The organism is Streptomyces sp. NPDC048718 (genome assembly GCF_043198875.1).
Classification (GTDB): domain Bacteria; phylum Actinomycetota; class Actinomycetes; order Streptomycetales; family Streptomycetaceae; genus Streptomyces.
In genome coordinates this window covers 12681-26963 of record NZ_JBICVG010000024.1, presented here as the reverse complement: position 1 = coordinate 26963, position 14283 = coordinate 12681, and the positions used below count along the sequence as shown (strand labels likewise).

Annotated in this window: 11 protein-coding genes; 5 read left to right on the top strand and 6 right to left on the bottom strand. The window is 73.3% G+C overall.

Translation table 11 applies throughout. From position 1 onward, the window contains the following. Positions 1-116: 116 nt before the first annotated feature. On the top strand, positions 117-599 hold the full coding sequence (locus tag ACGFRB_RS31415) for an STAS domain-containing protein (protein WP_393247882.1): 483 nt from the start codon (positions 117-119) through the stop codon (positions 597-599). A 157-nt stretch (positions 600-756) separates the two neighbouring features. On the opposite strand, the gene ACGFRB_RS31410 is transcribed toward ACGFRB_RS31415, so the two are convergent. The 4 genes from ACGFRB_RS31410 to ACGFRB_RS31395 form a co-directional block, all read right to left on the bottom strand. Next, positions 757-1482 (bottom strand): GNAT family protein, encoded by a 726-nt coding sequence (locus ACGFRB_RS31410; RefSeq protein ID WP_363011046.1) that lies wholly within the window; start codon positions 1480-1482, stop codon positions 757-759. 265 nt (positions 1483-1747) lie between these two features. Further along, positions 1748-2458 carry a ribonuclease H gene (locus ACGFRB_RS31405; protein ID WP_363011048.1) on the bottom strand — a complete coding sequence of 237 codons (711 nt, stop codon included), beginning with the start codon at positions 2456-2458 and terminating at the stop codon, positions 1748-1750. Positions 2459-2590: 132 nt separating this feature from the next. Continuing rightward, complete coding sequence (locus ACGFRB_RS31400; RefSeq protein WP_393247880.1) at positions 2591-3625, bottom strand: adenosine kinase; 1035 nt, start codon at positions 3623-3625, stop codon at positions 2591-2593. Positions 3626-3726: 101 nt separating this feature from the next. Then, entirely contained in the window at positions 3727-4068 is a 342-nt protein-coding gene (locus ACGFRB_RS31395) for a GNAT family N-acetyltransferase (RefSeq protein ID WP_393247878.1), read from the bottom strand. A 637-nt stretch (positions 4069-4705) separates the two neighbouring features. On the opposite strand from ACGFRB_RS31395, the gene ACGFRB_RS31390 reads away from it, so the two are divergent. The 3 genes from ACGFRB_RS31390 to ACGFRB_RS31380 all read left to right on the top strand — a co-directional run bounded on the left by ACGFRB_RS31390 (position 4706) and on the right by ACGFRB_RS31380 (position 10828). Then, positions 4706-7162 carry a SpoIIE family protein phosphatase gene (locus ACGFRB_RS31390; RefSeq protein ID WP_393247876.1) on the top strand — a complete coding sequence of 819 codons (2457 nt, stop codon included), beginning with the start codon at positions 4706-4708 and terminating at the stop codon, positions 7160-7162. Positions 7163-7325: 163 nt separating this feature from the next. Continuing rightward, the gene (locus ACGFRB_RS31385) at positions 7326-9821 is read left to right on the top strand and encodes a macro domain-containing protein (RefSeq protein WP_393247874.1); all 2496 of its coding nucleotides are present in this window, start codon (positions 7326-7328) and stop codon (positions 9819-9821) included. A 227-nt stretch (positions 9822-10048) separates the two neighbouring features. Next, the gene (locus ACGFRB_RS31380) at positions 10049-10828 is read left to right on the top strand and encodes a DUF4232 domain-containing protein (protein ID WP_393247872.1); all 780 of its coding nucleotides are present in this window, start codon (positions 10049-10051) and stop codon (positions 10826-10828) included. A 67-nt stretch (positions 10829-10895) separates the two neighbouring features. Here ACGFRB_RS31380 and ACGFRB_RS31375 read toward each other — a convergent pair whose 3' ends face one another. Further along, positions 10896-11594, bottom strand: a complete 699-nt coding sequence (locus ACGFRB_RS31375; RefSeq protein ID WP_393247870.1) for a restriction endonuclease — start codon at positions 11592-11594, stop codon at positions 10896-10898. A 544-nt stretch (positions 11595-12138) separates the two neighbouring features. On the opposite strand from ACGFRB_RS31375, the gene ACGFRB_RS31370 reads away from it, so the two are divergent. Continuing rightward, positions 12139-13251, top strand: a complete 1113-nt coding sequence (locus ACGFRB_RS31370) for an NUDIX domain-containing protein (protein ID WP_393247868.1) — start codon at positions 12139-12141, stop codon at positions 13249-13251. Positions 13252-13600: 349 nt separating this feature from the next. On the opposite strand, the gene ACGFRB_RS31365 is transcribed toward ACGFRB_RS31370, so the two are convergent. Further along, the gene (locus ACGFRB_RS31365) at positions 13601-14161 is read right to left on the bottom strand and encodes a GNAT family N-acetyltransferase (protein ID WP_393247866.1); all 561 of its coding nucleotides are present in this window, start codon (positions 14159-14161) and stop codon (positions 13601-13603) included. Between the last annotated feature and the right edge of the window lie 122 nt (positions 14162-14283).

Sequence of the window (14283 nt, the reverse complement as noted above, 5' to 3'; positions counted from 1 at the left end):
GCGGTCACCGGGCGTCCTCACCTTTTCGGGTGACATGCGGGGCGGAGAAACGTGTCTGCCTCCGGAGAAGCCGCGAACCTCGACACGACGGGGGGCTGATCCAGTGGAGCGTGTCCATGCATCTGATCCGGCGCGGCGATCCGAACCTGGCGGTGCGGTCGTATGAGGGCCTGACCACCGTCGTCCTGTCCGGCGAGCTCGATCTGGTGCTGGTGCAGCGCGTCCGGCCCGAACTCGACGTGTCGGCCCGCGAGGCGGCGGCCCTCACGGTCGACGTGCGCCGCCTCACGTTCTGCGACGCTTCAGGGCTCGGCCTGCTGGTGCGCTGCGCCCGGCGGGTCCGGTCCCGCCGGGCGGCCTGGACCCTGCTGTGCGACCAGCCGGAGCTGCTCCGGCTGATCCGGCTGGCGGCCCTGGACGAGGTCCTGCGGCCGTCCGGGCAGCGGGGAGCCGGCGGGCCGCCGCTTCCACGCGCCGCACCGCCGGACGCCGGCGGGCCGTCGGGACGGCCGGCCGTCCCGCGCTCCCGCCCCTGGCAGGGCGGAAGCGCGGATCACCTCAACGGTGCGCCGGGGCCGGAGCCCCGGACGCGGCCGTAGGGGCTGTCCGGTGACTCAGGGCCGGACAGGCCGGGCCGTCAGGCGCACGGGGTCTTCCCGGACCCCCTGTGCGGGCCCGGGAAAGGACGGCACGTGGTCCGGGGTCGCGACAGGTGTCACGGCCCCGGCCCCGGCCAAGGTCCGCCGGACAACGCCCCTAGGCGGGGAGGAGTTCGCCCGCGCCGCCGTGTTCCCGGGTCTCGCCGGGATACCCGGGCGGGAGGACGGACGGGGGCCGGACCCCCGCCATCCGCAGCTCGATGACCCCGCGTACGGCCGACCACTCCTCGTCCAGGATCGAGTAGAACGCGGTGTCGCGGACCACTCCGTCCAGGCCGCGCGAGTGGGCCCGCCGTACCCCCTCGCAGGTGGCGCCGAGCCGCTCGATGGCGATCCGGGAGCGGGTGTTGCGGGCGTCGGCGCGCATCGAGACCCTGCGCACGCCCCAGGCCTCGAAGGCATGGCGCAGCATGAGGTACTTGGCCTCGGTGTTCACACCGGTGCCGCGGGCCTCGCTGGAGATCCAGGTGTTGCCGACCTCGACGGCGTCGGGCACCGCGGTCAGCGGATCCCCGTCCGGCACACCGGTGACCGGTGGCCAGATCACGGGGCCGCGCCAGTAGTCGAGTTCGAGGAAGCGGGTCGACCCGAGGACCCGCCCGTTGAGCGGATTCACCAGGGCGAAGGGCAGCACCCGGCCCGCCGCCTGTTCGGCGAGGGCACGGGCGATGTAGTCGCAGGAAGCATCAAGGCCATGGGGCACGGAAGTGTAGGCATAGGCCGCACGATCCAGTGCGCCCGCCCAGGCGATGCCCTCGGCGTGGCGCATGGCCAGCGGTTCCAGGCGCACGGTGCGCCCGGCAAGGACTACAGGTACTGGCACGGAACCTCGGGTCTTTCACGGGCAGGGGTCATCGCACGCCGGTTCATGACGCGGATGAAGGGGAAGAGCCGCGTACCCGGTGCCGCTTCCCTTCGCCAGAAAGGCGAAATAGCCAGGGAATCGGTCCGTCACCGGAGCGGGGAGGAACAGTATGCAGCCCCGAGCGCCCGGAGAACAGAACCCCACACGAACCCGCCCCCACGGCTGGATGAATGTCCGGTTCGCCCCGGTCCCCCGCCCAGCCCCGCACGACCTCGACCGGATCTTACGAAACCGCGTCCACGCAGGTCGGATGGCCCCAGCCGGTCGAGTTCTTGGTGATCGTCGCGCCCTTGTCGTACGGCTGTCCGCAGCGGCACCGGCCCGGGAAACGGGCCTTGAGGGTCGGCGCCGACGCGCCGGAGCCCGCGCCGCGCGCTCGTGGCGTACCGGAGCCTCCGGCTCGCTTCGGGGCGCGCTTGGCAAAGGCGGCGCGCGCGGAGGCGGGCTCGGGCGGCGGCAGCGCAGAGCCCTCGGCCGAACCGGCGGGCCGCTGGCTGCGGGCGGTGTGGCTGGCGGCGCGGTCGGCGGCGTCGTTGAGCGGGTCGCCGTCGACCTGGTGGGCGGGGGTGTAGACGAACTCCACGTGCCGGTCGGCGAGCAGCTCGTCGATCCGTACCACCAGCTCCTTGTTGGCCACCGGGGTGCCGGCCGCGGTCTTCCAGCCCTTGCGGCGCCAGCCGGGGAGCCACGTGGTGACGGCCTTCATCGCGTACTGCGAGTCCATCCGCACCTCGGCGGGCACGGCGGGGTCGAGGTACTCCAGGAGTCTGAGGAGCGCGGTCAGCTCGGCCACGTTGTTCGTCGCGGTGCCGAGCGGGCCGGCCTCCCAGTGGGCCACGGCGCCGTCCTCGTCGCCGATGACCCAGGCCCAGGCGGCGGGCCCCGGGTTGCCCTTGGACGCGCCGTCGCAGGCCGCGGTGATCTTTTCTGTCATCCCTCGATCCTGACATGCCCGGCGGGCCCGCCGGGCCGCCGCCCGTTCCCGGCCCCCGTAGCCGCTCGGGATCGGGGTCGGAACGAGGCTCAGGACCCGGCCCCGGCCCCGGCTCGGCCACCCCCTGCTCGGTCACCCTGCTCGGCCCTGGGCTCCGGCTCCGGCTCCGGCGAGGAGGGCGTCGCGGCCGATGGCGTCGGCGCGGGTGGCGGGCACAGTGCAGGCGTACGCCCCGGCCACCGCTCCGTAGCGGGCGCAGCGGTCCACGGGTTCGCCGACCATCCAGGCGTAAAGGAAACCGGCGGCGAAGGCGTCACCGGCGCCGTTGCTGTCGACGACCGGGGCGGGCGGGGTGACGGTGGGGACGTGGACCGGTTCCCGGTCGGGACCGGTGAGGAACCACGCTCCGTCGGCCCCGGCGGTGACGACGGCCACGGAGGCACGGCCGCGCCCGGTGATGTCACGGAGGGTGGCGACCGGGTCGTCGAGGGCGGTGGCGGACACGAAGACGATGTCGGCCTCGTACGCGAAGGGCTGGTGGTAGGAGTCGTGGCCGTCCCAGTTGTGCAGGTCGGTGGAGACGGTGAGACCGGCGTCTCGGAGCAGGGGCAGGGCGTGCGCGCACGGCTGGGTGAGGGAGACGTGGGCGTGCCCGGCGCGGGCGGCGAGGGCCTTGACGGTGGCCGGGGGCAGCCGGTCGTCGTCGTGGCCGCGGGTGGCGTCGTAGAAGGAGAGCCGGCGCCCCTCGGGATCGACGAGATTGACGGCCCGCTTGGTGCCCGCGGACCACGGCACCCCGGTGAACGGGATGCCGTGGTCCCGGTGGAAGGCGCGGACGAGGTCGCCCTCGGGGTCGGCGCCGACCATGTCGATGTGGTGGGTGCGCAGACCGAGGCGGTGCAGACCGAGCGCGACGAAGTCCCCGGTCTGCCCGGCCCGGGTCTGGATGCCGGGCCGGATCATGTGGCTGTCCGCGTAGGGCACGGGCAGTTCGGGGACGTACACGATGGTGTCGACCCCGGCGCCGCCGAGCACGAGGACATCGATGTCGTCGCTGACGTCACCGGCGTCGACGGCTCCGTTGCCGTCGGCGCCGTGTGTGCGGTCGGGGTTGCTCGCGCCGTCGCTGCCGCTCCGGGCGCCGGGGTCCATGCCGAGGTCGCTCATGCGGGCAGTCAAGCAACGGCCGGCGACCACTCGCAAGAGCCTTCTGAAATTTTCCGCAAGCACCCGCAAGGGAGGGGCGGGCGGCCCGAGGCGTCAGGGGCTCAGCGCTTCAGCTGCCCCTCCAGCCAGTCCATGATCTCGGGCGTCACGGGGTCGGCGATGTCCGCGAACTCCTCGTGCTTCTTCAGGAACTTCGCCACATACGGGCAGACCGGGACGATCCGCATCCCGGAGGCCCGCACGTCGTTCAGGGCGTACTCGACGAGGACGCCGGCGAGGCCTCGGCCCGCGTACGCGTCGTCGATCTCCGTGTGGAAGAAGACACGCCGGTCGTCACGGTCGCGGTAGGCGGTCAGGCCGGCGCGCTGATCGGCGACGGCGATCTCGTAGCGGTGCCGGGCGTCGACGCGCTGAACGACGGGGGTGGTGTCCTGCTCGGTCATGACGGTCCTTTCTGGCCCGCGGGACCGTACGCGTACATGTGCGGGGACCCGAGGAGCGGAGTGGTGGAGGGGAGAACGGGAAGTGGAAGGCCGAGGGGGTGGGCGGAAGCCGGATACGGGAGCGGGGTGGGCCGGGGCGTGCGATCGGAGGCGGGACGCGGGCGGGTAAGGCCGGGCGGACCGGATCCGGTGCGGCGGCCCTGGTCTAGACCCGTGCGGACATCCACGGGGATGCCGGTACGAATCCTGTGTGAATCCGGTGTGAATATAGTCCGCCCGCATGTGCCGAGATTGCCTCCGGGCGCACACGTCCGGCCGGTGAGCGCCCTGCGCCGCCGTCCGTCCCCCGACTCGCGCGCGGGCGCGTCACGGGGAAGGATCGCAACCATGAGCACAGGTGCGCCGCGCGTACCCCGTCCACCCGGAGAACGGACCGGCCCTCACCCCCGGGCAGGCCGGCCCCCGCTCCCCCGGGTCCCCCGAGGTGGAGGGCCGCCGGCCGGACGACGGCCGTCCCGGGCGAGAGACACGCGATCCGCGCGATGAAACGGAATCCTCCGACCCGCGCCCCGGGCAACCCGGGGCCGAGGCCGCCGGCCCCGGCAGGCCCCACCGGCGGCCCCACCCAGGAGCTGCCATGACATCAGACGGCACCACACCTCCGGCTGACTCCACCACCCCGTCCGACGTGCCGGACCCCGTCACCGCCACGGCCGACGAGCACGGCACGCTGACCGCGTGGAGCCCGGGCGCGCAGCGGCTGCTCGGCTATCCGGCCGAGGCGGTCCTGGGGCGCCCGGCGTCCGAGCTGCTCGCCGACTCCGGGGACACGTTCCTCCAGCGGCTCGGCCGGCAGCGGCGCTGGAGCGGACCGATCGCCCTGCGGCATCAGGACGGCAGCGAGGTGACGGGCGAGCTGCACGCGCGCCGCCGGGTGGCGCCGACCGGCACCGACTGGCTGCTGGTGTGGCGCGACGCCCACCAGGAACCTCCGGCACGCGGGGCCTTCCCGATCTCCTGGTGCTTCCAGCAGGTGCCGAGCCCCCTCGCGGTCTTCGACCTGGATCTGCGCTACGTATGGACGAACGACGGTGAGGAGACGGCACTCGCGCTCACCGGCGACCAGCTGTACGGGCTGCGCCTCGCGGAGGCCGTCCCGCACCCCGACAGCGTGCGGGTCGAACACGCCCAGCGGCGGGTGGCGCGGACCGGCCGGCCGGAGTACCTGGAGGCGTACGTCCAGGTGGCCGGCGAGAACCGGGAACACTCGTGGACGATCCACCTCGCGCCGCTGACCGACCCGGCCGGGCGGCTGATCGGGGTGGGCTTCGCGGCTCAGGACACCACCGCGCAGTACGAGGCCCGGCAGCGGCTGACGCTCCTCAACGAGGCTGGCACGCGGATCGGCACGAGTCTCGACATCGCGCTCACGGCGCAGCAACTGGCCGATCTGGCCGTCCCCCGGTTCGCCGACTACGCCTGTGTCGACCTGCTGACCGGCATCGAGGACGGCGACGAGCCGCCCACCACGCCGGTGACCGGTCCGGTCACCCTGCGCCGTACCGCGCAGCGGTCCATCCTGCGGGGCACCCCCGAGTCCTCGGCCGGGCCGGGCGCGGCCCTGACCGTGCCCGAGGGCGGGCCGGCCCTCACCTGGCTGGCCGCGCCGGGCCCCGTTCTCTACCAGCGGGACGATCCCGACCTCGTCCGGTGGGCGGAGCAGGACCCCGGCCAAGGGGCGCGGCTGCGGGAACTGGGCGCCCACTCGGTCCTCGCCGTTCCGCTGCGGGCCCGCGGGGCCACCCTGGGGTCCGTCCTCTTCGTCCGCCACCGGCGCCCGGACCCGTTCGTCCACGACGATCTGCTGCTGGCCCAGGAACTCGCCGCCCGTACGGCCGTCTGCGTCGACAACGCCCGGCTCTACACCCTCGAACGCACCACCGCCGTGACCCTCCAGGAAAGCCTGATGCCGCAGCGGCTGGCGGAGCAGACGGCGATCGAGGCCTCCGCCCGCTATCTGCCCGCCAGCGCGCAGGTGGGCATCGGCGGCGACTGGTTCGACGTCATCCCGCTCTCCGGCGCCCGCGTCGCACTGGTCATCGGGGACGTCGTCGGGCACGGTGTCCAGGCCTCGGCCACCATGGGGCGGCTGCGCACGGCCGTCCGTACCCTCGCCGACATCGACCTGCCGCCCGACGAGCTCCTCACCCATCTCGACGACCTCGTCCTGCGGCTGACAGCCGAGTCCCCGGACTCCGACGTGCAGGGGGACATCGGGGCGACCTGTCTGTACGCGGTGTACGACCCGGTCACCCGGCGCTGCGCCCTCGCCCGCGCCGGCCATCTCCCGCCCGTGATCTGCCGGCCGGACGGCACGGTGGACTTCCTCGACCTGCCCGAAGGGCCGCCCCTCGGCCTCGGCGGTCTGCCTTTCGAGGCGATGGAGGTCGAACTCCCCGAGGGCACCACGCTCGCCCTCTACACCGACGGGCTGATCGAACGCCGGGACAGCGATCCGGACGAGCGCCTCCAGGCGCTGCGCGAAGCCCTCGCAGAGCCCGCCGGCTCCCTTCAGGAGACCTGCGACACCGTCATGAGCACCATGCTCACCTCCCGTCACGACGACGACGTCGCCCTGCTCCTGGCCCGCACCCGGGTGCTGCCCGCCGAGAGGGTGGCGGTCTGGGAGGTGGCGGACGACCCGACGAGTGTGGCGCAGGCCCGCAAGGACGCGTCCGCGCAACTGGCCGAGTGGGGGCTGGACGACCTCGTCTTCGTCACCGAACTCGTCGTCAGTGAACTGGTCACGAACGCGATCCGTTACGGCGAGCCGCCGATCCGGATGCGGCTGATCCACGACCGTGCTCTCATCTGCGAGGTCCAGGACAGCAGCAGTACCGCGCCGCATCTCAAGCGGGCCCGGACCTACGACGAGGGCGGGCGTGGGCTGCTTCTCGTCGCGCAGCTCACCCAGCGCTGGGGCACCCGGTACAACCGCAACGGCAAGACCATCTGGGCGGAGCAGGACCTGCCCGACCCGTCCGCCCGGCCGGCCTTCGGGGACGAGCCGGAGCGGGGGGACGGGCCGGGCTGACCGGGCGGGGCGGGCCAGGCGGAGGTGCGTTCGCGGTGAGGGGAGCGGACGGGGCGTAGGGAGCGGACGGGGAGGGCGGGCGGCGCGGGCGGAAGTGCTGCGTTGTCAGTGGGGCGCTATAGCTTCGGAGTTGTTCGAGAAGCTGTGCGACAGGGGTGGATTCATGGGTGTCCGGCATGCCTTGAAGGTCGTTCTGGTGGACGTCGACAACGAGGTGGTCGCCGCCTGGCGGTCCGCGTTCGCCGACACACCGGGGGTCGAGATCCGGCAGGGTTCCCTGCTCGACGTGGACGCCGACGCGTGGGTGTCCCCGACGAACGCGCGGGGCCTCATGGACGGCGGGGTCGACGCCGTCGTCAAGCGGCATCTCGGCGCCGGGATCCAGGTACGGGTGCAGCGCGCGATCAAGAACCGGTTCGGCGGGAGCCTGCCGGTGGGCAGCGCGGTGTGCGTCCCGTCGGGAGCGGCCGTGCCCCGCTTCCTGATCTCGACGCCGACGATGCGCGAGTCGTCGCAGAACGTCAGCCAGACAATGAACGTGGCACTGGCGTGCGCGGCAGCGTTCCAGGCGGTGCATCTGCAAAACCGTGCGAAGCCCGGCAGCATCCGGTCGGTGGCCCTCGTGGGGATGGGCGCGCGGACGGGGCAGGTGCCGGCGCAGGTGTGCGCCAATCTGATGTGGACGGGCTACACCCTGTTCCACGATCACGGGTTCGCGGACTACGACGAGCTGCGGGCCGCGGTGCTGGCCCGGCTGGCCGACATCGAGGCGGCGGGGCCGGCGCGGCGGGTGCGGATCGACGTCGGGAGCCGCCTCCCTTTTGTTCCTGTTGCTCCTGAGTCCTCTCTTCCCTCGGAGGGGCCGGCTTCTTCGGCTCCTCCCGCTTCTTCGGCCTCCGAGGCTTCTTCCGGTCCGGTCGGTCCACTCGGCGCGGATACTCCGGCCGTCCAGGCTGCTCCGGCCACTCCCGTCACTCCGTCCGGCACCACGACTCCTGGAGGTCACTCCCCCGTGAACGACACGCACACCCCGGTCGCCGGCGAGCCGGTGCCCACCGCCGGCGACCCGCTGAAGCTGACCGAGCTGTTCGCCGGCGGCGGGGAGCCGTGGCTGCCGCTGCTGCGTCCGGTGATCGAGGCGCGGCCGGATGCCGCCGGCTTCATCGGTCCGCAGCGCAGCCCGGAGGTCGTCCCGGTGCGCGAGCTGACGTTCCAGGCGCTGAAGCCGCATCCGCCGCACAAGTGGAAGGTCGTGGCCTTCGGCCAGAACCCGTATCCGCGGGCGGAGAGCGCCACCGGCATCGCGATGTTCGACAACACCTTCCACGACTGGCAGGACAGCCGGTTCGGCCGGGTGGTGAGCCTTCGCTGCCTCATCAAGGCGGCGGCCATGTGGAAGTACGGCATCGTCAAGAAGACGCCGATCGCCGATGTCCGGGCCCTGCTGAAGAAGGAGGACACGGTCCAGCCGCCGGAGTGGTTCCAGGCGATGCTGACCCAGGGTGTGCTGCTGCTGAACACCTCGCTCACGGCGAGCGCGGACGGGGCGGTGCCGACCGATCGGCACACCGCGTTCTGGCGGCCGGTGGCCGAGCAGATCGTCGAGGAGATCCTCCGGGCGAAGCAGGACGCCGACGAGGAGGACCGGGGTGTGGTGTTCGCCTGGTGGGGCGCGCACGCCCGGAGTCTGAAGCGGGTCGTCCAGCGCCTGGAGAAGAAGTACCCGGGTGTCGAGGTACGGCACCTGGACCACGCGAATCCGGCCGCGCAGGGGGACGTCTTCTGCGAGGGCGACCACTTCGCCCAGGTGAACGACGCGCTGGCGGCGGTGGGGGCCGGGCCGGTGGACTGGCTGCCGAGAAAGGGCTGGGAGCAGGCGGCGGCCGGGGCCGGCGGAACCGGCGGCGGCGAAGTCGCCGAGCGGATGGGGGCGTTCATCGCGTCGACGATGGAACTGCACCAGCTGTATCTGGACCGCCTCACGAGCGTCAAGGACGAAGGGCTCGTCCTGCCGCCGGTCACCGGGGTGTTCGACACGCCTCTGATGGACTTCCGCCAGGCCGTCGAGCCCGTCTCACGCGTCCTCGCCCGGCTGGACCCCTATATCGAGCGGTCCAGCCGGTTCGGTGAGACGAAGGCGGCGGAGGGCACCGGTGCGGCGGACACTGCGGGGCTGTCCGCCGACGCGATCTCGGCGCTGTACCTGTACACGTGCGAATCGGCCTTCTACCGCGAGATCAACGCCGTCCTGCGTTCCCCGGACCGGGAGCGGCTCGTGCCGTATCTGCCGTATCTGCGCCTGCTGTTCTCCGCGGTGTCGGCGCTTCCGGCCCGGACACAGCCGCTGTGGCGGGGTGTCGCGCTGGATCTGCGGTCCCAGTATCCGCTGGGTCGGACCGTCACCTGGTGGGGCGTGTCGTCGTGCACCTCGGAGCCGGGGGTGGCGCGGGCGTTCCTCGGGAGCCGGGGGAAGCGCACCCTGTTCGAGGTCACTCCGGCACGGGCGGTGGGGATCCGGCGGTTCTCCGCGTTCACGGGCGAGGAGGAGTACATCCTCGCGCCGGGCACGCAGTTGAAGGTGACGGAGGTCAAGAACGAGCGCGGTGGGCTGTGCACCGTACGGCTGACCGAGCTGGAGGGCCAAGGGCTGGTGTCCTGACGAGGTACGGGGGCAGGGGGTGCCGTCGCCGCGCGAGGCCGACGGCACCCCCTGGCAGCGCCGTATCGGACGGCCCCGCGCCGGTGACCTTCCGGCGGAAGGGTCGCCTCCCTGTACGCGGTCGGTAACAGCTCGCCGCGGAGCGGGATGCGTCGCCGCCGTTCGTCGCACACTCGACTTTGCATCGAACACAGAGGGCCGTACGCGGCCGACCACGGGGGAACACCATGCATGCCTTTACACGCGCGACCCGCCCGCCCTTCAAGAACCCCAGGGGCTGGAAGTCCTGCGCTCTGGGAGCGGCGGTCGTCGCCGCGCTGCTCTCGACCACCGCGTGCGACCCGTCGGGGACCGACGGTCCGGATGGCACGACTCCCGCGGACCCGTCGAGTGCCACGGGTCCGGCGAAGCCCGGGGAGTCGACGACTCCGCCGCCGACGACGTCCACGCCCACCTCGGCACCGACGTCCGCTTCGGCACCGACGCCCGCGCCGAAGCCCAGCGGCAGTGCGGACGACGGCGAGGGGTCCGGGGGCAAGGGCGGGGGCGGGAGCACGAACGCCGCGTGTGCCACGGGCGATCTCTCCTTCTCCGTCACGAACGAGGACGAGGCCGGCAAGGAGGTCCGGCACCTCCTTCTCGCCGCCGAGAACGTCGGCCACAAGAAGTGCGACCTCTACCGGTACCCCGACGTACGGTTCGACGCCGACGCCCGGAACCCGGTCCTCGCGATCAAGGACAGTGACCTGAAGGAGCCCGCCACCCTCGCCCCGGGCGAGGTGGCGTACGCGGCACTGCTCGCCACCGGCGGCCACATGGACACCTACGACGCGAAGAGCCTCACTCTCCGCCTCCAGGGTGCCGAGTCCGGCAGCGCGCTTGGGCGGCCGGTCGACGTCACCCTGCCCCGTGGGATGAAAACGCTGACGACCGACAGCGGCTCGCTTGTCACCCACTGGATCCCGACCGCGTCCGGTCTGGCGCTGCGCTTCATCATGTCGCGCTGACGCGGATCCGGCCGGGGTCCTCGTACCCGAACGCGGGCCCCGGCCCCCGGATCCGCCACCGCCCCGGTCAGGAGAGCGTGCTCGGACGGCGCGGCGGCGGGACCATGCGGAGCACCTCCCACAGGGGGCGTCCGCCGGAGGCCCACGCGCCGAGCGTGTGACGGTCGACCACGTACAGCAGCTGCTGCCGGGCGAAGGTCGCGGCCGGGGCGGTGACCCGGCCGTTGGTCACCAGGACGGCGACATCGGCGCCGTGGACCGGGCGGGCGGTGCCGTTGAGGACCTGGAAGTCCGGCGTGCCCACCGCGGCTCCTTCGAGCCCCTTCCGTCGGTGTTTGCACTGGATCACCCAGCGCCGCCCGAAGGGGTCGGTGGCCTTCACATCGGCGCCCAGGTCCCCGCCGCCGCCCACCCGGACCGCGTCCCGGCAGCCGTCGCGGTACATCAGGTCCCGTACCGCGTCCTCGAACCGGCTGTGATGCAGGGCGTCCAGGTGGGACAGCGCGTAGCGCAGGGCCCGGGCCCGCTCCGCCTCCCGCTCGGCCTTGCGCCGTTGTCGCTCGAACCAGGCCCAGCCGGCCGGCACCGCGAGCACCACGAGGCCGACCGGGACCCACCAGTGGACCAGCATCCACCGGACGACGGCCGTCACGAGCGCGAAGCCCGCCACCGCGGCGACGCCGAGGGCGAGCGTCCGGTCCGATCCGGACCGTCCTCGCCGTGCCGGCCGCCGGGAACGGTGCCTCGCGGGTGACCGTCCACTCATCGCCGCTCTCCTCCCCACCGGCTCACCGGCCGGCCCGCCGGCCGAGCCGGCCGACGCCGCTCGCCTGCCCGCACCGGGGTCTCCGGGATGCCCCTGATGCCCCGGCCCCCTTGTGTAGTCGTACGCCGGTATCCCCGGGGCCGGTTCACCGTCGAATGGCACAAAGTCATCGGACCTGTCCGGATATCCGTACCCCGGTCATGGGCCCCTCAAGGCCCGGACCCGGCACACCGGGCCGGGCACGGCGGGAGGGTGACAGGGGCGTGGCGGGGGCCGAGAGCGGGCATCGGCGCTTCGGCCAGTGCGCGGCGCCGCGCCCTCCGGTCACGAGAAGGGCCGGTGACGTACCCGGCTCCGCCGGTCCGCTGCCGCCCCGGCCACGTGCCCGACGGAAGCCCCCGCACGGCATCTCCCCCTGGGCGGGACGCATCCGGCCCGCCGTCACGGACATGCTCTCCGGCAGAGGGTGACCGATCCGGGCCGGAGCGCACGCCCCGGCCCGAGGCCGTGTCTTCGAACCGCAGGGAAAGGACCACCGCGACAGATGACCACGACGACCACTCCGGACGAATCCTCCGACACCTCGATGACCGACGAGGAGTACGGGGCCCATCGCGCGTCGCACGCTTTGTGGGCGGGCAGTTCGGTACTGATCACCGACGAACGGGGCCGCGTCCTCGTGCAGCACGTCGACTACCTCGACACCTGCCTGCTGCCCGGCGGTGCCGTCGAGAAGGGCGAATCACCCGCCCGGGCCGCCGCCCGCGAACTGCGCGAGGAGCTCGGGGTCACCGCCCGGGTGGAGCGCGGTCTCGCCGTCGACTGGGTCTCCCCCGGCGGCATGGACGCGCCCGCCGTCATGCGCTTCCCCGGCGAACTCCTCCATGTCTTCGACGGCGGTACCTGGGACGACGAGCGGATCGCCGCCATCCGGCTGCCGGAGAGCGAGATCACGGCTGTCGAATGGGCCGAACCCGCCCTTCTCCCCGGTCTCCTCGCCCCGCGAGACGCCCGCCGGGCCCTCGCCGCGCTGCGCGCCCGGATCGGCGCCGCCGGCACCGTGCTTCTGGAGGACGGTGTCCCTCTCGTCCCGACCGTCCTCGACCGGGCCGGGGTTCTGGGCACGCCCCGTCCCCGGCACCACTTGACGTTCCAGGCCGCCGGCCGGGTCCCCGGCACGGACACGCCGGTCCGGCAGGCCTGGGTCTGGGCCTTCGCCCCGGACGGGCGCGTCCTGGTGCTCCTCGACCCCGACACGGGCGCCGCCTGTCTGCCCGGTGGCGCCCCGGAGCCCGCCGACCGCGGCGACCTCGTGGCGACGGTGTGCCGGGAGGCCGCCGAGGAGGCGGCGGCCCGGCTGACCGGGATCACGTACATCGGCCACCTTCCCGATCCGGGACAGGAGTGTCTGCGCGTCCGTTACGCCGCCCGCCTCGACGGCCTGGGGCCCTCCGCCGCCGATCCGGCCACCGGCCGGACGTACCTCCGGGTCCTGGCCACTCCGGAACAGGCCCTGTTCCTCTTCGACTGGGGCCCGGTGGACGGTGCCGCTCAGCTCGCCGCCGCCCACCGGGCTCGCGGTCTTCTCCGTATCCCCCGGGCCGCTCCTCGGCCCGTCACCGAACTCGCCGGCCCCGCCGCTTTCTCCGCGCGGTGAGGATGGCCCGGCCGGGGCGTGGAGGCGGCTCGCCGGGAACGGTTGTGGCGCCCGGCGGGGGAAGGCGTCTCCTTCCCCCGCCGGGCGGGAGACGACGGCCCCTGGGCCTCAGGCCGGCCCACCACCGCCGGTCCGCCGGCGACTCGACCACGGCCAGGACCAGAGCCACCGCCGCACCGGCGAAGACGAGTGCCGCGGCACCGGCCCGCCACCCATGCCTCCGCCGGTCGGCGGCGGCGAGACCTGTCCGGATGCCGGACTTGTCCATCAGCCTGGTCGTGCGCCCCCGCACCACCGGGAGGCCCGCCGGGGCGCGGCCCCATGACGTGCGAAGAGGCCACGGCCCATGTCACACGCCCCGCCCGCGCCACTCGTGTCGCAGCAGTCCGTACACCAGTTCGTCGACGCGCCGCCCGTCGAGGTGGACGCTCTCGCGCATCACGCCCTCCCGTACGAACCCGGCGCCTTCGAGCATGCGCGCGGAACGCGGGTTGTCCGCGAGCACCTCCGCCGTGATCCGTTCCAGGCCGAGGACGTCGAAGGCGTGGCCGACCGCTCGTACCACCGCCTGATGCCCGTACCCGCGTCCCCACAAGTCCTTCTCGCCGATGACGATGCCCAGCCGGCAGCGCCGGTGCGCCCGTTCGATGAGCGCCAGGTGGAGGAAGCCGATGGGCTCGGCGCGGCCGGCGAGGCAGATGGCGAGATGGACGATGTCCTCGCTCGGCCGCATCCACCGCTCCAGGGTGGCGGCGATCCGCTCGCGGCTGTAGGCCTGGGTCCCGCCGTCGCTCAGCCGCTGGATCTCGGCGTCGTTCTTCCAGCGCAGCAGCGGTTCGAGGCTCGCCGCCGTATGGGGCCGCAACTCGACGGTGCCCTCGCTCGCGGGGGATGTCGACCGGTGGCTCATCGGGCGTGCACTCCTTGGCGAGGTTTCCCGGGCACGGCGATCGCGCCTTCGGCGGCCGCAGGGTCGCGGGAGCGGGCACGGACACGGTCTCCGGCGCCCGGTCCGCCGGCAACGATCCGGCC